The 25,075-nt window shown below is 49.1% G+C and carries 24 protein-coding genes; 21 read left to right on the top strand and 3 right to left on the bottom strand.

What is annotated here, in order from left to right; genetic code table 11:
* The first annotated feature begins 87 nt into the window (after positions 1 to 87).
* Both OCV62_RS06805 and OCV62_RS06800 read left to right on the top strand, forming a co-directional pair.
* On the top strand, positions 88 to 1,035 hold the full coding sequence (locus OCV62_RS06805) for a putative ABC transporter permease (protein ID WP_262585702.1): 948 nt from the start codon (positions 88 to 90) through the stop codon (positions 1,033 to 1,035).
* A 66-nt stretch (positions 1,036 to 1,101) separates the two neighbouring features.
* Positions 1,102 to 1,881 (top strand): ZIP family metal transporter, encoded by a 780-nt coding sequence (locus tag OCV62_RS06800; RefSeq protein WP_262585701.1) that lies wholly within the window; start codon positions 1,102 to 1,104, stop codon positions 1,879 to 1,881.
* Between the two features lie 223 nt (positions 1,882 to 2,104).
* On the opposite strand, the gene OCV62_RS06795 is transcribed toward OCV62_RS06800, so the two are convergent.
* From OCV62_RS06795 to pyrB, 3 genes are read right to left on the bottom strand one after another with little or no spacing between them, the layout of a single operon-like run.
* Positions 2,105 to 2,722, bottom strand: coding sequence for a hypothetical protein (locus tag OCV62_RS06795; RefSeq protein ID WP_262585700.1), 618 nt, complete (start codon positions 2,720 to 2,722; stop codon positions 2,105 to 2,107).
* Positions 2,723 to 2,762: 40 nt separating this feature from the next.
* On the bottom strand, positions 2,763 to 3,197 hold the full coding sequence (locus tag OCV62_RS06790; RefSeq protein ID WP_021916023.1) for an aspartate carbamoyltransferase regulatory subunit: 435 nt from the start codon (positions 3,195 to 3,197) through the stop codon (positions 2,763 to 2,765).
* Between the two features lie 17 nt (positions 3,198 to 3,214).
* Positions 3,215 to 4,132 (bottom strand): aspartate carbamoyltransferase, encoded by a 918-nt coding sequence (pyrB, locus tag OCV62_RS06785; protein WP_021916024.1) that lies wholly within the window; start codon positions 4,130 to 4,132, stop codon positions 3,215 to 3,217.
* A gap of 441 nt (positions 4,133 to 4,573) precedes the next feature.
* Between pyrB and OCV62_RS06780 the strand changes: the two genes are divergently transcribed.
* From OCV62_RS06780 to OCV62_RS06690, 19 genes are all read left to right on the top strand, one after another.
* Positions 4,574 to 4,942 (top strand): PH domain-containing protein, encoded by a 369-nt coding sequence (locus tag OCV62_RS06780; RefSeq protein WP_262585699.1) that lies wholly within the window; start codon positions 4,574 to 4,576, stop codon positions 4,940 to 4,942.
* A 525-nt stretch (positions 4,943 to 5,467) separates the two neighbouring features.
* Complete coding sequence (gene trpE, locus OCV62_RS06775) at positions 5,468 to 7,081, top strand: anthranilate synthase component I (RefSeq protein ID WP_262585698.1); 1,614 nt, start codon at positions 5,468 to 5,470, stop codon at positions 7,079 to 7,081.
* Entirely contained in the window at positions 7,078 to 8,676 is a 1,599-nt protein-coding gene (locus OCV62_RS06770; RefSeq protein WP_262585697.1) for a bifunctional anthranilate synthase component II/anthranilate phosphoribosyltransferase, read from the top strand. Before trpE ends, OCV62_RS06770 begins: the two co-directional genes overlap by 4 nt.
* A 99-nt stretch (positions 8,677 to 8,775) precedes the next feature.
* Positions 8,776 to 9,576, top strand: coding sequence for an indole-3-glycerol phosphate synthase TrpC (gene trpC / locus OCV62_RS06765; RefSeq protein WP_262585696.1), 801 nt, complete (start codon positions 8,776 to 8,778; stop codon positions 9,574 to 9,576).
* Complete coding sequence (locus OCV62_RS06760) at positions 9,569 to 10,240, top strand: phosphoribosylanthranilate isomerase (protein WP_262585695.1); 672 nt, start codon at positions 9,569 to 9,571, stop codon at positions 10,238 to 10,240. Before trpC ends, OCV62_RS06760 begins: the two co-directional genes overlap by 8 nt.
* Complete coding sequence (gene trpB, locus OCV62_RS06755) at positions 10,240 to 11,424, top strand: tryptophan synthase subunit beta (protein WP_262585694.1); 1,185 nt, start codon at positions 10,240 to 10,242, stop codon at positions 11,422 to 11,424. Before OCV62_RS06760 ends, trpB begins: the two co-directional genes overlap by 1 nt.
* Positions 11,425 to 11,508: 84 nt before the next feature.
* Complete coding sequence (trpA, locus tag OCV62_RS06750) at positions 11,509 to 12,288, top strand: tryptophan synthase subunit alpha (RefSeq protein ID WP_262585693.1); 780 nt, start codon at positions 11,509 to 11,511, stop codon at positions 12,286 to 12,288.
* 181 nt (positions 12,289 to 12,469) lie between these two features.
* Positions 12,470 to 13,495, top strand: a complete 1,026-nt coding sequence (locus tag OCV62_RS06745; protein ID WP_262585692.1) for a branched-chain amino acid aminotransferase — start codon at positions 12,470 to 12,472, stop codon at positions 13,493 to 13,495.
* Between the two features lie 341 nt (positions 13,496 to 13,836).
* Positions 13,837 to 16,557, top strand: a complete 2,721-nt coding sequence (locus tag OCV62_RS06740; RefSeq protein ID WP_262585691.1) for an alpha-mannosidase — start codon at positions 13,837 to 13,839, stop codon at positions 16,555 to 16,557.
* A gap of 228 nt (positions 16,558 to 16,785) precedes the next feature.
* Positions 16,786 to 17,826 (top strand): C40 family peptidase, encoded by a 1,041-nt coding sequence (locus OCV62_RS06735; RefSeq protein WP_262585690.1) that lies wholly within the window; start codon positions 16,786 to 16,788, stop codon positions 17,824 to 17,826.
* A 168-nt stretch (positions 17,827 to 17,994) separates the two neighbouring features.
* Positions 17,995 to 19,365: an MATE family efflux transporter gene (locus OCV62_RS06730; RefSeq protein ID WP_262585689.1), complete on the top strand. Its 1,371-nt coding sequence runs from the start codon at positions 17,995 to 17,997 to the stop codon at positions 19,363 to 19,365.
* Positions 19,366 to 19,622: 257 nt separating this feature from the next.
* The gene (locus OCV62_RS06725) at positions 19,623 to 19,970 is read left to right on the top strand and encodes a DUF3592 domain-containing protein (RefSeq protein ID WP_262585688.1); all 348 of its coding nucleotides are present in this window, start codon (positions 19,623 to 19,625) and stop codon (positions 19,968 to 19,970) included.
* 120 nt (positions 19,971 to 20,090) lie between these two features.
* On the top strand, positions 20,091 to 20,516 hold the full coding sequence (locus tag OCV62_RS06720; protein ID WP_262585687.1) for a GNAT family N-acetyltransferase: 426 nt from the start codon (positions 20,091 to 20,093) through the stop codon (positions 20,514 to 20,516).
* Between the two features lie 266 nt (positions 20,517 to 20,782).
* Positions 20,783 to 21,220, top strand: coding sequence for a LytTR family DNA-binding domain-containing protein (locus tag OCV62_RS06715; RefSeq protein ID WP_262585686.1), 438 nt, complete (start codon positions 20,783 to 20,785; stop codon positions 21,218 to 21,220).
* Between the two features lie 9 nt (positions 21,221 to 21,229).
* Positions 21,230 to 21,667 (top strand): hypothetical protein, encoded by a 438-nt coding sequence (locus tag OCV62_RS06710; RefSeq protein ID WP_262585685.1) that lies wholly within the window; start codon positions 21,230 to 21,232, stop codon positions 21,665 to 21,667.
* Between the two features lie 13 nt (positions 21,668 to 21,680).
* Positions 21,681 to 21,857 (top strand): cysteine-rich KTR domain-containing protein, encoded by a 177-nt coding sequence (locus OCV62_RS06705; RefSeq protein WP_262585684.1) that lies wholly within the window; start codon positions 21,681 to 21,683, stop codon positions 21,855 to 21,857.
* Positions 21,851 to 22,561 carry an ABC transporter ATP-binding protein gene (locus tag OCV62_RS06700; protein ID WP_262585683.1) on the top strand — a complete coding sequence of 237 codons (711 nt, stop codon included), beginning with the start codon at positions 21,851 to 21,853 and terminating at the stop codon, positions 22,559 to 22,561. Before OCV62_RS06705 ends, OCV62_RS06700 begins: the two co-directional genes overlap by 7 nt.
* Positions 22,558 to 24,147, top strand: coding sequence for a hypothetical protein (locus tag OCV62_RS06695; protein WP_262585682.1), 1,590 nt, complete (start codon positions 22,558 to 22,560; stop codon positions 24,145 to 24,147). Before OCV62_RS06700 ends, OCV62_RS06695 begins: the two co-directional genes overlap by 4 nt.
* Positions 24,148 to 24,292: 145 nt before the next feature.
* Positions 24,293 to 25,075 carry a retropepsin-like aspartic protease gene (locus tag OCV62_RS06690; protein WP_262585681.1) on the top strand — a complete coding sequence of 261 codons (783 nt, stop codon included), beginning with the start codon at positions 24,293 to 24,295 and terminating at the stop codon, positions 25,073 to 25,075.

Here is a 25,075-nt window from a genome sequence, read left to right as displayed (position 1 = left end):
ACAATGAAGCAGTAAGAAGTATCCGCAAGGACTTCAATTTCTCGATGTGTTTGAGTATATTTAAACACATTTTGAGTGGCAGGACGTATGCTGGGATATACCTGGATTCAATGGCTGTTTTTCTTTTTCTTTTACAGCTTTTTTGGTTGGTGCTTTGAATCGACCTATGTTTCACTGCATGAAAAACGGTTTGTAAATCGCGGTTTTATTCGTGGACCTTTTCTGCCGCTGTATGGAACGGGCGCATTGATGATGCTGATCGTGTCGATGCCGTTTCAGGACAATCTGATTTTAACGTATGTGGCGGGCTGCGTGGGCGCGACAGTGCTGGAATATATCACGGGCGTGCTGATGGAAACGCTGTTCAAAGTCCGTTACTGGGATTATTCTCATAAAAAATTCAACTTCCAGGGTCAAATCTGCCTGGAATCTTCGCTGGCATGGGGATTTCTGACGATCCTGATGACGCGGATGATCCACAAGCCGATCGAAGCGTTTGCACTCTGGCTTCCGTCTTCGGTGCTGACGGGTGTGACGATGGTTGTGACTGTGATTTTTGCAGCGGACTTCGCCCTTTCCTTCAAGGCGGCCCTGGATTTGCGCGATGTACTGGTTCGGATGGAGCAGGCCAAGGACGAACTGGAAAAGATGCAGAGGCGTCTGGATGTGATTCTGGCGGTTTCCGAAGAAAACTGGGAAAACCGCAAAAAAGAGTGGAACCAGAGTGTCGAGAGCACCAGGGCTGGCTTTGTACAGCGCCGGGATGAGCTGGTAAACGGTATCGAAAAGCGTTTCGAGCGTGCAAAGGAGCTGTTGCCCAGCGGAAGATTGAATGTCAACCGGGAAGAGCTGTTCGACCTGCGTTCAAAATTTGGTGTGAACCTACAGCGTCCGGAGCTGGCCTCTTTCCTGAAGGATTTCACAAAACGCGATATGCTGCGCGGCAACCCGAGCATGGTTTCGAAGAAGTTCTCCGAAGCATTGGAAGAACTGAAGAAATCCGCTGTGGAATATAAGAAAAGAGAAAAAAAATAAAATGCATGCTCTGCGAGCATTCTATTGTCAGGAATAATAACAGGGTGCGCAGAAATGGGAGGAAGCATGACAGTTTTTTGGGGATTGATGATTCCGCTTGCCGGGACGACGCTCGGTTCGGCATGTGTATTTTTTCTGAAAGACAAACTCAACGAGCTGCTGCAGAAAGGGCTGCTGGGCTTTGCATCCGGCGTCATGGTAGCGGCGTCTGTCTGGTCGCTTTTGATTCCGTCGATGGATATGGCGGCGGGAATGGGACGGCTTGCATTTGTACCGGCGGCAGCTGGCATGCTTTTGGGCATGGCGTTTTTACTGGGGATGGACCGCGTTATCCCGCATCTGCACCTTGGTACACAGGAAGCGGAGGGACCAAAAACCTCCCTGAAAAAGACGACGATGCTTGTCCTTGCGGTGACACTGCATAACATTCCGGAGGGCATGGCGGTCGGCGTCGTGTTCGCGGGCATGCTTTCGGGCAGCACCGGGATTACCGCCGCCGGAGCGTTTTCACTGGCGATCGGAATTGCGATCCAAAACTTCCCGGAGGGTGCAATCATTTCGATGCCGTTAAAGAGCGAAGGACAGATGAGCCGCAAAAAGGCGTTTCTGTACGGAACGCTTTCGGGAGCGGTAGAGCCGGTCGGTGCGGCGCTGACCATCGCACTCGCCAGCGTGATCGATCCGTTTTTGCCGTATCTGTTGTCATTTGCGGCGGGCGCGATGCTCTATGTTGTCGTAGAAGAGCTGATTCCGGAAGCCTCGGAGGGCGAGCATTCGAATCTGGGAACGGTTGGATTTGCGGTCGGATTTGTACTGATGATGGTGCTGGATGTGGCGCTGGGATAAAAGGATGCCCCCGGCAGCAGAGGATTTTGGTTCTCTGTTGCCGGGGGCAATTGTTCATGACAATAGAATGCCCGCAGAGCGAGCATTCTATTGTTTATTTTATAGGAAAATGCGTCCTATGAAATAAAAACGCGCTGCGCGTGGATCGCACTGCAGCGGAATGGAAGAATGTCGCTTGCGCGACCCGCCGCAGGCGGAGAATCCTGCTTCGCAGGATTCTTTTTTACACAACTTCCAGGTGCCAGGTATAATAGAGCTTCGGATAATCGGAAAGATAATGCTCGAGCTCGAAATCATACCGAACGGTGCCGCTTGCTGTAAACGGGAGCGGTGCGAAGCTGCCGTCTTTTAAGGAAACGGACAGGTCGCTGATGACAAATCCCTGTTTTTTCATTTCTTCTTTAAAATAATTGAAATAAAAGGCGCCGTCTTTGGAAAGCGTATAGCGTACCTCGTAGCGGTAGCCGGAAAAGAGGCGTTTGCTCTGTGTCAGAATTTCCTTTTCCTGCATCCGGTCGCGAGACAGAAACGGATAAAAGTTTGCAAGCAGGGCCGTTCCCTGACGGTAGTCGCCCTCGTGCCAGAGGCGGGTTCCATCGAAAAGATGCTTGCCGCCGACGGTCTGGTATTTCCCGCTGCGGGCATCCTGACGGATGGTTTCCTGCAAGGTCTTTAACTCTTCCTGAACGAATTCTGGCATGCGTTCCGGCAAAACGGGAGCTGTGGGGGCAGGTTCAGAAGCAGCCTGTGGAGCCTGGGCGGCAGACATCTGCTCTGCCAAATTTGACTTCTGGTTCTGCTCTGTCTGGATTTCTGTTTTAATTTCATCAAAAAAGGACATGATGGGATTCTCCTTTGTATACTACCCCCTATTTTAAGCATTAAAGATTTTGTTTGTCAAATTTTTCTTCACAGTATTTGCAGCGATAAACTTCCTTGTTCGGGTCAGCGAGGACGAAGATCTGCGGCAGCTCCTGCTCGATCGAGGTAATACAGCGGGGATTTTTGCAGCGAATGACGTTTTTGATCTGTTTGGGAAGCTTTAATTCTTTCTTTTCGACGATATCCCCGCTTTTGATGACATTGACGGTGATGTTATGGTCGATAAAGCCGAGAACGTCGAGGTCGAGCATGTTGACATCGCATTCTACCTTCAGAATGTCCTTTTTGCCCATCTTGTCGCTGCGTGCATTTTTGATGATCGCAACGGTGCAGTCGAGCTTATCGAGCTGCAGATGGTGATAGATGGACATTGCCATGCCTGCCTGAATATGGTCGAGTACAAAGCCTTCTTCAATTTTACCTACGTTTAACATAAGAAATCTCCTTTTTCTCAGTCCACATGAATATTTAAGAGGGTCAGAATCAGCGCCATCCGAACATAGACCGCGTACTGCACCTGTTTGAAATAAACGGCTCTCGGGTCGTCATCCACATCGACAGAGATTTCGTTAACTCTGGGGAGGGGGTGCAGCACCAGCATGTCGGGCGGTGCGAGCTTCATTTTTTTAGCAGTCAGGATATAGAAATCCTTCAGGCGGACATAATCCTCTTCGTTGAAGAAACGCTCTTTCTGAACGCGGGTCATGTAAAGAACGTCCAGCTCGGGCAGCTTGTCTTCCAGACGGATGACTTCTTCATAAGGAATATTTTTTTCACGCAGCATCTCTGTGATATAATCCGGAACCCGCAGCTCGGTCGGGGAAATGAAGATGAACCGGAGGTTGTCGTAGCGGGAGAGCGCGTTGACTAAGGAGTGCACGGTACGACCGAATTTTAAGTCGCCGCACAGACCGATGGTCAGGTTGTTTAAATGCCCCTTTAAGGAACGGATGGTCAGCAGATCGGCATAGGTCTGGGTCGGATGCTGATGACCGCCGTCACCGGCATTGATGACGGGAATGCGGGATTTCTCAGCGGCAACGATCGGAGCACCCTCTTTGGGATGGCGCATTGCGCAGATATCGGCGTAGCAGGAAATGACGCGGATCGTGTCGGAAACACTTTCGCCTTTGGAAGCGGAGGAATTGGATGCATCCGCAAATCCGAGCACTTTGCCGCCCAGGTTCATCATAGCGGCTTCAAAGCTTAAACGGGTTCTGGTGCTCGGCTCGTAGAAACAGGTCGCCAGCTTTTTGCCCTCGCAGGTATGGGCATATTTGTCAGGGTGTTTCTCGATGTCGTTGGCAAGATCAAAGAGCTGATCCAGCTCTTCCACAGAAAAATCCAGTGGGTTCATCAGGTGTCTCATGAATGATAATCCTCCTTGAACAGTTGAGTTTCAGACATAATAAAATCGAAGAGAATCAAACTCCCTTCGATTTGAAACAAAATGCCTGTATTTCTTTTTAAAAAAATGAAATCCATGTCCTCTGCCGGAAATAATCTGACAAAGAAAAGAAAAAAACGAACTTCCGAATAAACAGAACTGCTGAAAATAAAACATAACAGACTGCATGGTCATCGCGCTTCCTCCTTTGGGTTTCATTTTGCTTGGACAAGTATAGCATAGAGATATTTTGAATGCAAGGAAGAATTGAAAAAAATATCGCGATGGCGTATAATGATACTACAGTTCACTCGAACGTTCCTGTGGGCAGATCTCATGCTTGCATGAGGAGCTGCCCATAGGAATGCTCGAATGGCGCGATGAACTGTATCGAATCCACCAGATGCAAAAGGAGGAAATAGCATGGAATTTCGGGAAAAGAAAAGATGGGGATTTTTGGGACTTCCCTTTACCTTTACAACCTACATGGTTACAGAAGAGCTGATCACTGTGGAAGAGGGATTTATTAACAAGCGGGAGAACGACTGCTACATATATAAAGTACAGGACGTAGAACTGATCCGGACGCTGGGGGAGCGGATGTTCGGACTTGGTACTGTAAAGTGCTACACCGGCGATACGACAAATCCGGAGCTGTATCTGACCCATATCAAAAATGCAAAAAATATCAAAAACTTTATTCTGGAAGCGTCTGAGAAGGCGCGGTTGAAGCGCAGGACGATGAATATGCTCGACATCGGTGCTGATGCAGATATTCCGGAAGAAAACTAATTTTCAAAAAAGTATTGACAAAGAAATCAGACTGTTTTAATATGCTTTTAACAAGTTGAACTTATATCAATTTAAACCGATGAAGTGGAGATAACGGTACAGGCGCACTTCCAGAGAGTCCGGGCAGGTGGGAGCCGGGCAGAAAGCGGAGTATCAAATGGACCACGGAGGGCACAGTCAAAGGAATTTTGTTCCGAGTATTCTGTGACGGAGGGCATCCGTTATTTGCCGGGGGTATGTTAGTATCCTTTGGAATGTTTGAATTCTTTAAAAGATATCTGTACCCTGATAAAGAGTGCGTACGATCGCAAAGCAAGGTGGTACCGCGGGAAGACAGGCATAAAGTGCCTGCAGCTTAAAAGATGATGAGCCCCCGTCCTTGACAGACAAATCTGTCATGGGCGGGGGTATTTTTTTATCGTATAGGAAACTTTGTTTCCATACGATAAAAAACGCTCCGCGAGGATGCGCACTCGGCGCAAGAATATCCCAAGACACATTCTTTTTTACAGGAGGAACAGTCGCATGGAACAGACATCACTGGAAGAACTGAAAAGAACGGCAGCGTCCGGAGCTTACCGGAGGATTCCGATCTGGCGTGAGATTTTTTCAGATATCGCAACACCCGTACAGGTACTGAAAAAACTGCTGGCGGTAAGCGACCACTGCTTTTTGTTAGAAAGTGCGGAGGACAACAAGCAGTGGGGACGGTACAGCTTTCTTGGGTTCGATCCTGCGATGGAGCTGACCTGCATGAACCATCAGGTGACAATTACAACAGATCATGTCGAGCAGTTTGAAACAGAGAATCCGGCGCAGGTGATTGCAAGGGTGATCGAAGAAAACCGCGCGCCGCAGATCAAAAAGCTCCCGCCTCTGACCGGCGGTCTGGTTGGATATTTTGCATACGACTATATCAAATATGCGGAGCCGACGCTTCGGCTGGACGCAGAGGATCAGGAAAAGTTCCGGGACGTCGATCTGATGCTGTTTGATAAGATGATCGCATTTGATCACTACAGACAAAAGATCATCCTGATCTGTAACAGTCGGATATCGGAAGCAGACGTGCAGGCAGAAGGTGGACAGACAGCCGGCGCGGCAGCGGCAACGGACCTCCGGGCAAGGGGGAAAAGCGCGCGGGCAGCAGCGACGGACGCCCCGGTATCTGCAGCAGAGCCCGACACCCTGGAAGCGGTTTACCGCACAGCCATTCAGACCCTTGATCAGATGCAGGACATCATCGAAAAGGGTGCAGAAAAAAACGTGTCCGCAGGGAGGCTGACAACAGAGCTCACGCCGCTGTTCGATCAGGAAAGCTACTGTGAAAAGGTGGAACAGGTCAAGCATTACATCCATGAGGGAGACATTTTTCAGCTGGTGCTTTCGAACCGTCTGGAAGCAGGATTTGACGGAAGCCTGCTGGATACCTACCGGATTCTGCGGACAAAAAATCCGTCACCGTACATGTTTTATTTTTCCAGCGACGATCTGGAAATCGCCGGCGCTTCGCCGGAGACACTGGTAAAGGTGGACAATCAGACGGCATACACCTTCCCTCTTGCCGGGACAAGACCCAGGGGAAAGGACGAAAAGGAGGATCAGGAGCTGGAAGCCGATCTGCTTTCCGATGAAAAGGAGCTGGCAGAGCACAACATGCTGGTGGATCTCGGACGAAATGATCTTGGGCGGTTCTGCCGGTTCGGAACGGTAGAAGTGGAAAAATATCTTTCGGTCGAAAAATTTTCCCATGTCATGCACCTGGGATCGACCGTGCGGGGAGAGCTTCGCAGCGATAAAACGGCGCTGGACGCCCTGCAGTCAGTGCTTCCGGCGGGAACCCTTTCGGGTGCACCAAAGCTTCGCGCCTGTCAGATCATCAACGACCTGGAAAACAACAAGCGCGGCATTTACGGCGGTGCCATCGGCTATCTGGATTTTGCGGGAAATATGGATATGTGTATCGCGATCCGGCTGGCATTTTGCAAAAACGGAAAAGTATTCGTCCGGTCGGGAGCCGGAATTGTGGCGGACAGTGTAGCACCGAAGGAATATCAGGAATGCATCAATAAGGCGAAAGCAGTGGTGCAGGCGCTGCAGGAAGCGCAGGAGCTTGGAAAGAAAGGGGAACGGGCATGATTTTACTGATCGATAATTATGACAGCTTTTCCTATAACTTATATCAGCTGATCGGGGCGATCAATCCGGAGATTAAGGTGATCCGAAATGACGAGCTGACGGCAGAAGAGATTGAGACATTAAAGCCCGAAGCGATCATCCTGTCACCGGGCCCGGGGCGTCCGCAGGATGCGGGCTGCTGCATTGAGGTGGTGCAAAAGCTCGGCGGGAAAATCCCGATCCTCGGCGTGTGTTTGGGACATCAGGTGATCTGCGAGGCATACGGCGGAGTTGTTTCCTATGCAAAACAGCTGATGCACGGCAAACAGTCCGTGACAAAGCTCGATACGAAAACACCGCTGTTTGTTGGTCTGCCGGAGGAAACGACGGTGGCACGGTACCATTCGCTGGCGGCGCAGGAGGAAACCTTTCCGGAATGCCTGCAGGTGACTGCCAGGACATCGGACGGTGAGATCATGGCACTGCAGCATAAAACAAAGGCGGTGTACGGCGTACAGTTTCACCCGGAATCAATTTTAACTCCACTTGGGAAAAAGATGCTTGAAAATTTTTTACAGCTTGCGAATGCAGAGAAAAAGGAGAAGACAATGATTAAAGAAGCGATTGTAAAACTGGCAGCAAAGCAGAACCTGGATTATGAGACCGCAGAAGCTTCGATGGATGAAATCATGGGCGGAAAGGCAAGTCCGGTACAGATGAGTGCATTTTTAACCGCGATGGCGATGAAGGGCGAGACAATCGAGGAAATTACCGCGTGTGCGGCGGGGATGAGAAAGCATTGTGTACGCCTGCTACATGATCAGGATGTGTTGGAAATCGTTGGAACCGGCGGTGACCATTCCAATTCCTTTAATATTTCGACAACGTCTTCTCTGGTGATCTCGGCAGCAGGCGTTCCGGTGGCAAAACACGGCAACCGTGCAGCATCCAGCAAGAGCGGTGCGGCGGACGTTTTAGAAGCACTTGGTGTAAAGATCACCATCGATCCGGCAAAGAGCGCAGAAGTGCTCAAAAAAATCGGTCTGTGCTTCCTGTTTGCACAGAATTACCACCTGTCGATGAAATATGTCGCACCGGTCAGAAAAGAGCTGGGTATCCGTACGATTTTCAATATTCTTGGACCGCTGACCAATCCGGCAGGTGCAAACATGGAGCTGATGGGTGTTTATGACGAGGCACTGGTGGAGCCGTTAGCACGGGTGCTTGCAAACCTCGGCGTAAAAAAGGCGATGGTCGTATATGGACAGGACGGTCTGGATGAGATTTCCATGAGTGCACCGACGACAGTCTGCGAAGTAAAGGATGGGGAATTTTTATCCTATGTGATCACTCCGGAGCAGTTCGGCTTTACCCGCTGCAGCAAAGACGAGCTGATCGGCGGAAGCCCCCAGGACAACGCGCAGATTGCACTGGCGATTTTAAAAGGGGAAAAAGGACCCAGACGGGATGCGGTCGTTCTGAACTCCGCAGCGGCAATCCATATCGCAAAGGGCATTTCAATCGAAGATGCGATCAGAGAAGCGCAGGAAGTCATCGACAGCGGTAAGGCGCTTGCACAGCTGGAGCAGTTTGCAGCGCTGACGAATCAGGAGTAAGAAGATTGAAAAAATTTTTCAATCGCGGGATTTGTGTCTGCGCGCACTTGACACAAACTCGACATGCGCAAAAAGCGTGCGCAGAAATGAGTGGAAAGCATGAAAGAAAAGACGATTCTGGATACTCTCGCGGACGCTGCGCGGGCGCGTGTGGAGGAAAATAAAAAGAAAAAGCCGATGGAGGTTCTGAAAAAAGAAGCAAAGAGCCTGGCTGCAGATACCGGGTTTCCATTTGAAAAAGCACTGGCGGCGCCGGGGATTTCGGTTATCTGCGAGGTCAAAAAGGCATCTCCATCCAAAGGACTGATTGCAGTAGACTTTCCGTATCTGGAAATCGCGCGGCAGTATGAGCGCGCGGGCGCATCTGCGATTTCCGTGCTGACGGAGCCGGAATACTTCCTCGGAAGCGATGACTACCTTCGGGAGATTGCACGTGAGGTGAGCATTCCGGTGCTGCGCAAGGATTTTACGGTGGATGAATATCAGATTTATGAAGCAAAGCTTTTAGGTGCTTCTGCGGTGCTTCTGATTTGTGCGATTTTGTCCGAGAAAGAGCTTGGTCAGTTTTTAAAAATGGCGCATAGTCTTGGTTTATCGGCGTTAGTTGAGGCACACGACGAAGAAGAGGTTGCGCGGGCGCTGCGTGCCGGAGCGCGGATCATCGGCGTCAACAATCGGAACCTGAAGGATTTTACTGTGGATGTCAAAAACAGTGTGCGTCTGCGGGCGCTGATTCCGCCCGAGGTACTCTACGTCTCCGAAAGCGGCATCAGGGGTGCAGAGGACGTTGCCGTTTTATATAAAAATGGAACGGACGCGGTGCTGATTGGCGAAACGCTGATGAGAAGCAGCGATAAAGCGGCGATGCTGCAGGAGTTGAAGAGGGACTGCCATGAGTGAGCAAAAGCAGCGCAGCAAAGATATCATTCGAACTGCAAACATCGCAGAATCTGCACGCCAACGCCTCAAGATCTGTGGGCTGTCCCGCCCTTGCGATATCGAATGGGTCAACGACGCCGGAGTTGATTTTGCGGGTTTCGTCTTTGCAAGGAGCAGGCGGCAGGTCTCACCCGAGCAGGCAAAACAGCTGCACAGCATGTTAAAAAAAGAAATCCCGGCAGTTGGTGTTTTTGTCAACGAAACAATAGAAACCATCGTCGGTCTGGTAGAGGATGGCGTCATTGACTGGGTGCAGCTGCACGGGCAGGAAGACGAGGCATATATAAATGAACTGAAAAGCAAAGTCAGCTGTCCGGTGATCCAGGCGTTTTCCGTCCGGACGAAGGAAGATGTGCTGCGTGCCAGGGAAAGCTGCGCAGATTACATTTTGCTGGATCAGGGCAGCGGCGGAACCGGAAGAGTCTTTGACTGGACTTTAATAGAATCTATCGGCCGCCCATTTTTCCTGGCGGGCGGGCTGAATGCAGAGAATATAAAAGAGGCTGTGCGAACGGGAGCCTGGGCGTTCGACGTCAGCAGCGGCGCAGAAACCGACGGTTTTAAGGATCGGGAGAAAATTTTCGCGTGCGTAGCGGCAGCACGGCAGAAGGAGGAATACAACTGATGGAAAAAGGCAGATTTGGAATACACGGAGGACAGTACATCCCGGAGACGCTGATGAATGAGATCATTCATCTGGAGGAGCAGTACGAATTTTATAAAAATGACCTGGAGTTTTGTGCGGAGCTTGATGATCTGTTAAAAAATTATGCAGGAAGACCGTCGCTGTTATATTATGCGGAGAAAATGACAAAGGATCTGGGCGGTGCGAAGATCTATTTAAAGCGGGAGGACTTAAACCACACCGGCTCTCACAAGATCAACAACGTACTCGGCCAGGTGCTGATGGCAAAAAAGATGGGTAAAACCCGCGTCATCGCAGAAACTGGTGCCGGACAGCATGGGGTTGCCTGTGCAACAGCTGCGGCACTGCTCGGACTGGAATGTGAGATTTTTATGGGAAAAGAGGACACAGACCGGCAGGCGCTGAATGTTTACAGAATGAAGCTTTTAGGCGCAAAGGTGCATCCGGTAACAAGCGGAACCCAGACCTTAAAGGATGCAGTAAACGAGACGATGCGTGAGTGGACAAACCGCGTATCGGACACCCACTATGTACTGGGCTCTGTCATGGGACCGCATCCGTTTCCGACGATCGTGCGGGATTTCCAGTCTGTCATCGGACGGGAGGCAAAGGCACAGATTCTGGAAAAGGAAGGAAAGCTTCCGGCAGCTGTTTTGGCGTGTGTCGGCGGCGGCAGCAATGCAATGGGTATGTTCTATGAGTTTATTCCGGAAAAGAAAGTTGCATTGATCGGCTGCGAGGCCGCAGGAAAAGGAATCGATACGGATAAGCATGCAGCAACAATGGCAAAGGGAACGCCAGGTGTGTTCCACGGTATGAAATCCTATTTCTGTCAGGATCAGTACGGACAGATTGCACCGGTGTACTCGATTTCTGCAGGACTGGATTATCCCGGCATTGGACCGGAGCACGCATGGCTGCACGATACCGGACGCGCAAGCTATGTACCGGTAACGGATGAGGAAGCGGTAGAAGCGTTTGAGTATCTGGCGCGTACGGAGGGCATCATCTGCGCGATAGAGAGCGCCCATGCGGTTGCGCATGCGAGAAAGCTTGCGCCGACATTGTCTTCGGATCAGTCGATCATCATTTGTCTATCCGGGCGCGGCGACAAGGACGTTGCAGCGATTGCAAGATACCGCGGCGAAGATATTTCAGAGTAAACCCGAAAAACAGAGGACAAAAGAAAACTTTGGCAGGCGCAAAAAACCTGCAGGAAAGGCTGTCCGAAAGACAGAAGGAAAAAGATGAGCAGAATCCAAAAGGCATTTGAAAATAAAAAGGCATTTATTGCATTTTTGACAGCGGGAGATCCGTCCCTGGATAAGACAGAGGAATACATTCTGGAAATGGAGCGGGCAGGCGCAGATCTGATCGAGATCGGCATTCCGTTTTCCGATCCGATCGCGGAGGGACCGGTCATTCAGGAGGCGGATATCCGGGCGCTTTCCGGCGGTGTGACGACCGACGATATTTTTGACATGGTAAAGAAACTGCGGGAGAAAACAGAAATTCCGCTGGTATTTATGACATATTTGAATCCGGTGTTCCATTACGGCTACGAGGCGTTTTTTGAACGCTGCCAGGATGTAGGGATCGACGGCATCATCATCCCCGATCTGCCCTTTGAGGAAAAAGAAGAGGTTGATGTTGTTGCAAGCCGCTATGGCATAGACCTGATCTCGATGATTGCACCGACCTCCAAAGAGAGAATCCGTAAGATTGCCAAAGGAGCGAAAGGATTTTTGTATGTGGTATCGTCGATGGGCGTAACCGGAGAGAGAACCAATATCACCACCGATATCGGTGGGATGTTAAAAGAAATCCGCAGTGTCAGCAGCGTTCCGGCAGCGGTTGGCTTCGGTATCCACACACCGGATCAGGCGGCAGAGATTTCCAAAACGGCGGATGGTGTTATTGTCGGAAGTGCAGTTGTAAAGCTGATCGCAAAATACGGCTCTCATGCGGGCGGACATTTATACACCTATGTGCGGATGATGAAGGAGACGGTCAGCCACAGCGAATAAGCGGAAGCATCCACGCTGCGGTTTCTAAACGGGCACGGCAGGGGAAGGCGCGTGAAAAAAATCTTTTCTATCGGAAAGAATAGTGCTATAATATTTTCGAATTCTATAGAAAACTGCAAAACAGACGCCGGCAAAAGAAGAACCCGGCGGATGGGAGCCAGAAGTAAGGAGTGTGTACAAGATGGAAAAAAAGAATCTGGACTGGGCAAATCTCGGATTCGGCTATATGACAACAGATTACCGTTATGTGGCAAACTACAAAAATGGTGCCTGGGATAAGGGTGGACTGACAGACGATCCGACAGTTACCCTGAACGAATGTGCAGGTATTTTTCATTATTGCCAGGAGATCTTTGAAGGTCTCAAAGCATATACAACAGAGGATGGACATATCGTAACGTTCCGCCCGGACTTAAATGCAGTCCGTATGATGGACAGCGCAAAGCGTCTGGAGATGCCTCCGTTCCCGGCAGAGCGTTTCCTGGAAGCAGTAGAAGAAGTGGTTAAGGCAAATGCTGCATGGGTTCCTCCTTACGGCAGTGGCGCAAGCTTATATGTTCGTCCTTATATGTTTGCAAGCTCTCCGGTTATCGGCGTTAAGCCCGCGGATGAATATCAGTTCCGCATTCTGGTAACTCCGGTTGGACCGTACTTTAAGGGCGGCGTTCATCCGCTTACCATCTGTGTCAGTGATTTTGACCGTGCAGCACCGCATGGAACCGGACATATCAAGGCTGGTCTGAACTATGCGATGAGCCTGCATGCCTATGTAACCGCGCATCAGAACGGCTACGATGAAAACATGTTCCTTGATCCCGCAACCCGCACCTATGTAGAGGAGACCGGCGGCGCAAACTTTATCTTCATCGACAAAGAAGGAACTCTTGTCATTCCCAAGTCTGACAGCATCCTTCCTTCTGTAACACGTCGTTCCATCGCAGTCGTTGCAAAGGATATCCTGGGCATGAAGGTGGAAGAGCGTCCGGTTAAGCTGGCGGAGCTTTCTGATTTTGCAGAATGCGGCGTCTGCGGTACGGCAGCTGTTGTATGCCCGGTCGGCAAGGTGGTAGACCATGGCAGGGAGATCTGCTTCCCCAGCGGTATGGAAAGCATGGGACCGGTGATCCAGAAGCTGTATGACACTCTGACAGGTATTCAGATGGGCAAGATCGAAGGACCTGCAGGATGGGTTCATAAAATTATGTAACGGATTTATATTACAGCCGCAGGGTGCATGGATTTGCTGCACCCTGCGGCTGTTCTTGCTTTTTGGGGTTACAGTTCACTCGTACCCTTCTGCGTTCAGATTCCGTGCTTGCACGAAAATCTGAACGCAGAAGGGTACGAAGGGAGCGCCATTTTATGAGCAAAAAGAGCTGCAAAGCAGCGGAAAGCGTCGAAGACGCGGTTTTGCGAATGGCGCGGGTGAACAGTAACATTTTTTTAGAGATAACCTAACTATTTTGGGTGTTGCATTTTTTCATGGAATAGGGGATGATAAAACCAGAGATTCCGGAGAATTGCCGGACAGGAAAGAGGGAGAAACCTATGAAGAAAAAGACTGTACATATTATTTCCCATTCCCATTGGGACAGAGAATGGTATCTGCCGTTAGAGCGGCATAAAATGAAGCTGCTGGATCTGATCGACACCAACATGGAACTGTTTGACAAAGATCCCGGCTTTTACAGCTTCCACTTGGATGGTCAGACCATCGTGCTGGACGACTATCTGGAAATCCGTCCGGAAAAAAGAGAAGAGCTGTTAAGACATGTCAGAGAGGGACATTTCCGTGTAGGTCCCTTCTACATCCTGCAGGATGAGTTTTTAACCAGCGGTGAAGCAAATGTCAGAAACCTTCAGACCGGTATTCGTGAAGCAAAGGCCTACGGCAATCTGACAAAGGTTGGCTATTTCCCGGATGCATTCGGCAATGCGGGACAGATGCCTCAGCTGCTGACCCAGGCTGGCATGGAAGCTGTTGCGTTTGGCCGCGGCGTAAAGCCGGTTGGTTTTAACAATGAATTAAAAGAAGGCGGCGAGTACGAATCCGCTTATTCTGAAATGCAGTGGCAGTCTCCCGACGGCACAAAGCTTCTTGGTATCCTGTTTGCAAACTGGTACTGCAACGGTATGGAAATCCCGGTGGATGAAAAAGAAGCAAAGGCATACTGGGAGGAACGTCTTGCAAAGGCTGAGATGTTCGCATCTACAGACGAGCTGCTGTTCATGAACGGCTGCGACCATCAGCCGGTTCAGAAGGATCTTTCTGCAGCAATTGAAACCGCGCGCAGATTGTATCCCGATATCGAGTTTGTTCATTCTAACTTCGAAGATTATGTCAAGAAGGTTCAGGCAGAGGCAGGTGAAAAGCTTTCTACCGTAAAAGGCGAGCTGACCAGCCAGGAGACAGACGGCTGGTATACGCTGGTCAATACCTGTTCCTCCCATGTAACCTTAAAGCGCCAGAACCGCAGAAACGAGGTTGCACTGGAGCGCGTATCCGAGCCTCTGGCTGTATTTGCAGCAGAAAACGGTAAGGAATATCCCCATGACCGTTTCAACTATGCATGGAAGATCCTGATGCAGAACCATCCCCACGACAGCATTTGCGGCTGCAGCGTGGATCAGGTCAACAAAGAAATCGAAGTCCGTTTCGACCGTTCCACAGAGATCGCCCATACCCTTTCCGAGGATGCTTCCGCTTATGTTGCAGACCTGACAGATACTTCTGTATTTGAAAAATATGGCGAAAACGCAGTTCCGTTTGTTGTGTTCAACACCACTGGCGACGAGCGCACCGGTAAGGTGACAGTCGTATTGGATGCAAAGCGTGACTACAACAAGTGGCTCTGGGACGGACGCCGCGATATGAAGGCATGGGAGCTGCCGGAGTACGTTGTTGTGGACAGTGAAGGCAATGTACAGAAAGCAACGGTAGAAGATGCAGACGTAAAATTCGGCTATGACCTGCCGGATGACAAGTTCCGTCAGCCTTACATGGCAAGACAGGTGAAGGTTTCCCTTTTTGCAGAAAAACTGCCTGCACTGGGATACCGTACCTACGCGCTGGTTCCTGCAGAAGCCGCTGGGACAGCTGGAAAGGGCAGCAACATCGCAAGCGATGACCGTCATCTGGAAAATGAATTCCTGAAGGTTGCGATCAACGACGACGGTACGTTGAATGTTCTGGACAAGCAGACCGGAAAGACCTACGAAGGTCTTGGATATTTTGAAGATACCCTGGATGCGGGCAACGAATACATCTACTTCTGCCCGAAGGGAAATCCTGAAATTGTGACAAAGGGCACAAAGGCAGAAATCAAGCTGGTGGAAAATACCGATTTTGCGGCAAGCGTGGAAGTGACCAATGTGCTGACCGTTCCGGTTTCCGCAGACGATCAGTTAAAGGAAGAGCAGGAAGGTCTTGTAGAATTCATGAAGCGTACCTGCAAAAGAAGCAGTGAGACGACACAGATCGTTCTGCACACCACAATTACTCTGGAAAAAGACAGCCGCAGCGTGAGGTTTGTAACCGAGTTCGATAACACTGCAAAGGATCACAGAATTCGCGTGGTAGCACCGACCGGAATCTCCTGCACACACCACTATGCAGACAGCGTATTTGAAGTGGTGAACCGTCCCAACGAGCATAGCAAGCTGTGGGAGAATCCCTGCAAGTGCGAGCATCAGCAGAGCTTTGTGGGCTTAAACGATGAAAAGGGCGGCATGCTCATTGCAAACATCGGTCTGTATGAGTATGAAATCCTTCCGGAGGAAAAGAATGCACTGGCAGTTACCATCCTGCGTAGTGTCGGTGAGCTGGGTGACTGGGGCGTATTCCCCACCGAGCTGTCCCAGCAGCTGCGTCATATCACTGCAGAGTACGAGATGACCTTCTTTGCAGGAGATCTGGTTGAAAGCAACAGCTTCAGAAGCGCATATCAGTTCCAGGTACCTTATACAGTTGCACAGACCAAGGTTCATGCAGGAACCCTGCCGGCTGAGAAATCCTGGCTGACCTGGGAAGGCGAGCGCATGATGTTCTCCAACCTCAAGGAGAAAGCAGAAGGCACTGACCGGATGGCACGTTTTGTCAACTGCTCCGGCGAACCCACCGTTCTGCGTATCAAGAAGGACGCTTCTTTTGAAACCCTGTACTTCTCCAATATTCTGGAGGAAGAGGTTCGTCCCGAAACTGCAAATGCAGACGGCTGGTATGAAATTCCTGTCAGAGGCTTTGAAATCGTAACAGTTGGAATGAGATAAAAAATATTCTATTGCAAAAAATGGGAGAAGCTGTTGTGCGAATGTGCAGCAGCTTCTTTTGATGCATTGCGCAGAAAGCGATGCTGTGCAGCCATCGTCCGCATGCGCACAGATAGGTTGACGGATGCATACAGACTTTCCGTATACCGGAAGCCTGAATTGCATAAATTTTGTATTGTATTATCGTATTTGTTTTTTCGATGAAGCAGAAAGAAGAGGGAAAAGGAAATGTTGCGAAAGCCTGGAATTTGCCAGAAACCGGTAATAACGTTGTATGAAACGCCTGCATATGCAGCGTGTGGTACGGCTGTTGGCATAGAGCCTACGGGCGTGCCGGAAAATGGCGGTGTTGCAGATGAAATTCTCTTTGGATGGCAGTACGAGGTTTTGGAAGAGAATAACGCTTTTTATAAAATCCGGACGCATTATGGATATGAGGGATGGATTGCGGCAGAAGAGTATGTGCCCCTGGAAAGTGTAGGAGGTGCAGGTGTATGCTATGATGCACAAAACTCCGGTTGTGCCATGCAGCTTTTTCAGGTTTGCCAGAATATTGCAGACGTGCTGGAAGCGGAACGGGTACAGGCAAGGCGTATCACGACACTGTATGCCGGGAGTCTGATTTGGGCAGAGAAGGATTCGGCTTTAGGCGATAGTAGCGCTGCAGCCCGCCTGCTGCAGCCGGGCTGGCGACGCGTCTTTTTACCGGATGGAATGGGCGGTCTTAGGGATGGATATATGCGGAGCCGTTTTCTGGAGCCGTGCCAGGGACAGGAGCAGTGGAGAAAATGGGTGACGCAGCGGCCGACGGTTCTGACGGAGCGTATAGACGCAGTATCACAGTCGGAGCCGAAAGAACAAGAGGATGCAGACGCACTCAGGTTGGAAGAAGCTTTCCGGGAAAGCATCGTGCAGACTGCGTATTCCTATCTCGGGACGCAGTACCGCTGGGGCGGGAAAACAGCATGTGGAATTGACTGCTCCGGTCTTGCGTTTATGAGCTATTTCCGAAATGGGATCCTGATCTGGCGGGATGCAGCGATCAAAGAAGGCTATCCGGTTCATGAAATCCCGATAGAACAGGCCAAACCGGGTGATTTGCTCTTTTTTCCGGGACATGTGGCGATTTATCTGGGAAATGGAAAGATCATCCATGCGACCGGACATCCCGAAAGCAGCTGTGTGACCGTCAATTCCCTGTGGGAGGGCGAGCCGGGATATCGGGAAGATTTGAAAAACAGTCTGTGTGCAGCTGGAAGCATTTTTTAAAATGGAGAAATCTGTATTACCGCAAAAAGATTTCCTGAAGGTGTCTGGTAAAAGATTTTTGTTTGACTTTTTCAAAAATCAGAAATATAATAACTTACGAACGAGTAGCAAAATTGCGTAAATCCAGTTTTGCTGCTCGTTTTTTTGTGCGAAAAAAGGAGGAAACTTATGAAAGCGGAAAGCAACAAAATGAAAGAAATGCCGGTCAATAAGCTCATGATTCAGATGGGAATTCCGATGATTTTATCGATGGCATTGCAGGCGGTTTACAACATTGTGGACAGCGCTTTTGTCGGAAATATGAAATCCGGGAGCGAAGCGGCGTTAAATGCGCTGACACTCGTATTTCCGGTTCAGATGCTGATGGTGGCAGTCGGAATCGGTACCGGTGTTGGAACCAATGCCCTTCTCGCATTGACCCTTGGGCAAGGAAACTCCAAAAAGGCGGCGAAGGTCGCCGGGAACAGTCTGTTTTTGGGCGCGGTGATCTATGCGGTGTGCCTGTTGTTTGGGATATTTGGGGGAAAAACGTATATTTCTTCCCAGACCATTGACCCGGAAGTTATTTCGATGGGAACGGATTATCTGAGCATCTGCTGCGTGATTTCGTTTGGAATTATTTTCTTTTCCATCTTTGAAAAACTGCTGCAGGCGACGGGACGTTCACTCTATTCCACCATCGGTCAGGTTGTGGGTGCGGTAATAAATATCATCCTCGATCCGATTATGATTTACGGAATCGGACCCGTTCCGGAAATGGGAGTACAGGGCGCTGCATACGCGACGGTGATCGGACAGGTGGCATCTGCGGCATTGCTGTTCTTCTTCCACATAAAATTCAATAAAGAATTCGAGCATGGCGTAAAATATCTGAAACCGGACATTGGAATTATAAAAGAGATCTATGCAATCGGGCTTCCGGCAATCCTTGCACAGGCACTGATGTCTGTCATGGTTTATGTGATGAACCTGATTTTAAAATTCAATCCTTCCGCCCAGACCGCATACGGACTGTTTTATAAAGTCCAGCAGTTTGTGCTGTTTCTGGCTTTCGGACTGAGGGACGCGATCACGCCGATCATAGCATTTGCATATGGAATGGGAAGCAAAAAGAGGGTTCAGGACGGAATGAAATATGGTCTGATTTATACGGCTGTGCTTATGGTAATCGGAACAGCAATTACGGAAATTTTCCCGGACGCGTTTGCTTCACTGTTCAATGCCGGACAGTCGAGAGAGTATTTCATTGGGGCGATGCGGATAATTTCGATCAGCTTTCTCTTTGCGGGAATCAATGTGGCATATCAGGGAATCTACCAGGCACTGGAAAGCGGTGCAGAGTCCCTGGTGATTTCTCTGCTCAGACAGTTTGTGATCCTATTGCCGCTGGCTGGTATTTTTTCCGTGTTTGTCAGAAACGGACAGGCAGACGTTTCGCTGATCTGGTGGGCGTTTCCGATCACAGAGCTTGCTGCCTGCCTGGTGGGATATGCCCTGTTAAAGAAAGTCAAAAAGAACAAGGTGGAAAATTTGGAATAAGGAAAATGCAATGCCGGATTTGTATTTGCGAAGAAGCTTCTTTCTATGCTACAATTAAGTTCAGGCGCTTTGTGTGGAGTGGAAACAGAACGGACAGAGGCATTTACACAATTCGATGAACTGGGAGTGACAGAATGGAAACAACAACACTAATATTCTTATTTTTTATACTGGTATGGGGTATACTCGGAGTTACGTTTCTTTGCATCGGCATCGGATTGCATGTAAGAGGACGGAAAAAAAGAAATATCTGCACTTTGCCGATCACTGCAACCGTAGTGGATCTGCGAAGAGAAAGAGTGGGTGTGGATGATTTTTCTGCCAGTGGAGAGGCGGCGTTAAAATCGTGGTTTCCGATTTATGAATACACCGTTGGAGGTGTGACACAGAGAGCAAAAGCATTTATCGGAACCGCGAAACTGGAAGTGGAAGTAGGACAGGCGGTGGAGCTTTTTGTCAATCCTGACCACATTGAGGAATTTTATTGCCCGACTGAAAAAACGTCGTGTATTCAAAAGGTGTTTATCGGAGTGGGAGCAGTGTGTCTGTGCCTTGCAGTCATTATGGTAGGAATCCTTTGGTTTGTATCAGGACCCCTGGTATAATATTGCGGACTCCTATTGGGAGAAAGCACTGGACGAGCTGGGGATAAGATAGGGTGGAACAAGCTTGCAGGTATTGTGAACTTTGGTTTGACGAAGTTGCGTTTGAGAGGAATATAGATTATGGTCAGAAAATTACAAAAAGCAGATATAGACAGGGTTGCCGATATATGGTTAGATACGAATTTAAAAGCACATGATTTTATTTCTGCTCAATATTGGAAACGTAATTTTGAATTGGTAAAAGAAATGCTGTTACAGGCGGAAGTCTATGTCTATGAAAGTGATCAGAAAATCCAGGGGTTTATAGGGCTGAACAACGATTATATCGAGGGAATTTTTGTTTCTGATAAAATGCAGTCTCAGGGTATCGGTAAAATTCTGCTGAATGATACAAAAGACAAAAGAAACGAATTACGCTTAAATGTGTATCGGAAAAATACACGGGCAATCTCTTTTTACAAGAGGGAAGGTTTTGAGATCCAGAGCGATGGATTGGATGAAGCTACTGGAGAAAGAGATTATGTAATGGTGTGGAAAAAGAAATAGAAAATCCCGTTTGCAGAATTACGAAAATCCAAACCCCGAAAAAGATAGGATGCTCCTGACAAACTGCCGTGTCTGCTGAAAGCAAGACACGGCAGTTTACTTTGATTCATGACAATAGAATGCTCGCAGAGCGTGCATTCTATTGTTTCCTCTCTTGTGGATGTATGATGCAACTTATCCTCTGATTTTTACAACTTACAGTCCCCAATGTAGATATGAGAAACAAGCTGTGATATAGTATCGTAGAACTGAAGGGAGGTGGGGACATGAAGCTGTCTGTGGAGTTGATTCCCGGTGAAAAGGAAGAAGAAGTGATCGTTCGCTGCTATGACACGCAGGAGAAATGGGTGGAAGCGATCCGAGCGGTTACGACCGGAGAAATTTCAATCAGCGCTTTTGCTGACGAAAAAGTTTATCGGCTGAAGCTCAGCGATGTTTACTATTTTGAGGTCGTAGAGGGGTGTTCTTTCCTGTATTGTGAAAAAACAGTATTTAAGTGCAAGCAAAAGCTGTATGAATTTGAAGAAACATGTCGAGGCTCTATGTTTTTTCGATGCAGTAAATCCATGATCCTGAACGCAGACAAGATTCAATATGTCCACCCATCTGTATCGGGACGGTTCGAGGCCACGTTGGAAAACAGCGAAAAAGTGATCATTTCCCGGCAGTATGTCGGCGAGCTCAAACGACTGCTGGGGGTATAGGAGGTGCTTATGAAAAAAATCGTGTTTTGGCTCCACCGCTTTGTAGTGGCTTATGGGATCATCATGCTCAGCACCTTTTTCATGTGTCTGCTGTTTAATCCTACTTCCGAATTGCCGGTAGTTACTTTTTTCGGCAGATGTATCATTTTCACACTGGTGTGTATGGCATCGTTGGCAGTTTATTATTCAAAAAGGGAGCTGACCTTAGGGGACTGGTGGTTCCGTACTGCATTACACACAGTGCTCCTGGAAGCAGTTTTGCTCCCTCTTGCACATCATTGGGAGTTTTGGTACAACTCCTTGGATGGGATGATTTACGCCAGCTTTATTCTGGCTGCCAAAATTGTCTGGCATTTGATTGATTTTGGTCAGACCGCCCGAACAGCTACCGAGGTAAACAGGCAGCTTCTCCGTCGCAGGAAAGCTCAAGAACAGGATTTACAGTAAGGGGTGATGTTGAATGGAGAATAAAGAGAAAATAGATTGGATATTATGCCCAAAATGTGGCAGCAAGACACGGACGCAGATTCGGACGCATACGGTGCTGGAGGACTTTCCCCTCTTTTGCCCCAAGTGCCGCTATGAATGTGTGGTTTCCTGTCACGATGGGAAAATGGAGGAACAGAAAAAATGTTGAAAATCGAGCATTTGACAAAAAAATACGGAGAGAAAAAGGCAGTGGATGACCTGTCTTTGCAGATCAAGCCCGGTGAGATCTACGGCTTCATTGGACATAACGGAGCAGGCAAGACCACGACCCTGAAATCCTGCTGCGGCATTTTGCAGTTTGAGAGCGGCGATATTTTCATTGATGGAATTTCGGTGAAGGAAAACCCGATTGACTGCAAACGGAAGCTTGCCTATATTCCCGACAATCCAGACCTGTATGAATTTATGACGGGAATTCAGTATTTGAATTTTGTGGCGGATATTTTTGGGGTCGGTGCTGCTGACCGCAAATATCGGATTCGCCGCTACGCAGATGCCTTTGAGTTGACGGCAGATCTGGCGCAGCCAATTTCCGCTTACTCTCACGGCATGAAGCAAAAGCTGGCGATCATTTCCGCATTGATCCACCAGCCGAAGCTCATTATCATGGACGAGCCTTTTGTGGGACTTGATCCCAAAGCCTCCCATTTGCTGAAATCCATCATGCGTGATCTGTGCGGCAAGGGATCGGCAATTTTCTTTTCTACTCATGTGTTGGAGGTTGCGGAAAAGCTCTGCGACAAGGTCGCCATCATCAAGGGCGGTAAGCTGGTGAGATCCGGAACCATGGAGGAGGTTAAGGGAGATACTTCTTTGGAAGATGTATTTCTGGAACTGGAGGGTGAAGGATGACAAAAGCACTATTCAAACGGCAAATGATGGAGGTTTTTTCCTGGCTGTATCAGGAGAAAAAGACGGGAAAGCACCGCAGTGCAAAAGGAGTTGTCGGCACGGCAGTTTTGTATCTGCTCCTGTTTGGCTTTCTTGGAGTGATCTTTGGGGGTGCCGCCAATGCGCTTTGCGAGTCGCTGCTTTCTGCCAATATGGGATGGATGTATTGGTGCATCATGGGACTGCTGGCTGTTTTTCTTGGCGTGTTCGGCAGCGTATTCAATACCTATAGCTCCCTTTATCAGGCCAAGGACAATGACTTGCTGCTGGCGATGCCGATTCCTGCGTCACAAATTTTGCTGGCTCGGCTGTCTGGCGTCTATGCCATGGGGCTGATGTATGAGCTGATCGTGATGCTCCCGACACTGCTGATCTGGTTTGTGAACGCACCCGTTTCCATTATGGGAACCATTCATGTGCTGCTGATTCCGTTGGTGCTGCCGGTGCTGATTCTGGTGCTGTCGGCTATCCTCGGCTGGGTGGTTGCACTGGTGGCAACGAAGGTTAAGCACAAGAAGATCATTACCGTTGTGATTTCACTGGCGTTTATTGGGGCATACTATTATGTTTGCGGGATGGCATATTCCATCTTTCAAATGATACTTCTCAATCTCGAAGCCTTTGGAGAAAAGCTGAGGATTTTCCTCTATCCTCTGTATCACATGGGTATGGCAGCAGAGGGAAATGCTCTTTCCATGCTGATTTTTACGGGAATTGTGCTGGCGGCGGGAGTGACTACCTATTTGGTTTTGTCCCACAGCTTCTTAAAACTGGCAACCACCAACCATGGCGAGACAAAAACGGTTTACAAGGAGCAGACGGTCAAAACCGGCTCGGTCAGCGGAGCATTGCTGCAAAAAGAACTGCGCCGCTTTGTGGGCAGCACTAATTATATGCTGAATTGTGGGCTTGGCATTGTACTGATGCCGTTTTCCGCAGCGGCTTTGGTTTTAAAATCGGCCTCTGTTCGGGATTTTTTCTCCATACCGGGGCTGGAATCCTGCCTCCCACTGCTGGCTGTCGCAATCGTTTGTCTGTTTGCGACGATGAATATTATGACTGCTCCATCCATTTCTTTGGAGGGCAAAAATCTGTGGATCGCCCAGTCTATGCCTGTGTCCGGCAGTCAGGTGCTTCGGGCAAAACTGCACCTGCACTTGCTTCTGACGTTCCTTCCGGCCATTCCGCTGGTGGCTGTTTTGGAGTGGCTGACAAAACCGGGATTGGTATATGGCATTTTGATTCCCGTGGTCTCTGCATTGTTTGCACTCCTGATGGCAGAAATCGGTCTGGCCTTGAACCTGAAAATGCCGAATTTGAACTGGATGAGCGAGATTGTACCCATCAAGCAAAGCGTTCCGGTTGCGGTAACCTTGTTTGGCGGCTGGTTGATGGTAATAGCGCTTGCAGGAATCTATGTGATGTTAAGAAATGTTGTAAGTATCAGCACTTATTTCGTGCTGGTCTGCGCGGCACTTTTCGTGGCCGCTGGCTGGCTTCATCATTGGCTGATGACCAGGGGTGCAAAGATATTTGAAGTTTTATAAGAGGACTGGACATCTTGCCTTGATTCATGACAATAGAATGCTCGCAGAGCGTGCATTCTATTGTTGCAGATCCTTCCATTATTATGCAGACCTTTGACGGCGGCAAGTATGCAGTGTATCATTTGTATTGGGAGGGGATGATCCAATGATAAATTGCCTGTCGAGCAGCAAATTTGCAAACCTTCTGTTTGTAAACGTCCAAATTGAAAATGTGAATGCCATCGCATTGTTTGACACCGGCGCGGGTATGACGGTTATCTCAAAAAGCCTTCTGCACCGGTTTTGTGCCGTACCCGAAAAAGAGACTCTCCGCGCCGGAAACAATAATGGTATGGTTCGTGAGTTTCAGACTGCTGCTATTCCCGGCATCCGGATCGGAGATATTTGTGTTGAAAAATGCAAGGTGCTCGTAACGGATGATGCAGATTTTGCACACAGCGATGAAAGCGGCAGGATTTTCCCGGCTGAAATGCTGCTCGGATGGGACGTGATTTCCCGATATCGTTGGAGTTATTCCACAAAAGACGAATCCTTATCGGTCAGCTTACCGGAAAGGACGGCTGAACATCTAAGTCCTGAAATCAAGCACGGCCCAGTCGTTTCCCCGGAGTATGCTGGGCGGTGCTTTTCGGCCAGAGTTGACACCGGGCATACCGGCTCCATCCTCAGCGCCTCTTGGTATTCTCGGCTTCCTGACATTCACTATCACGAAACCGAAATTGCTGGTGTCGGGACTTCACAATATAAACGGATTCCCTATGTGCGGGAACTGCAGCTTCGGTTTCAAAACCAGACGATTACTTTACAGGATGTCGATATTTGCGACAAGCTATACGGTCAATCGGAGGAGATAGAGGCGCTGCTGGGATACGATTTTCTGGAAAGCCGAGACTGGCTGCTGGAGCAGGCGTTCAGGCTTCTGCCATGA

Source organism: Gallintestinimicrobium propionicum, assembly GCF_025567525.1.
Taxonomy (GTDB): Bacteria; Bacillota; Clostridia; order Lachnospirales; family Lachnospiraceae; genus Gallintestinimicrobium; species Gallintestinimicrobium propionicum.
Note: the sequence above shows the minus strand (reverse complement) of the source record. Positions and strands in the feature narration are given on the sequence as shown.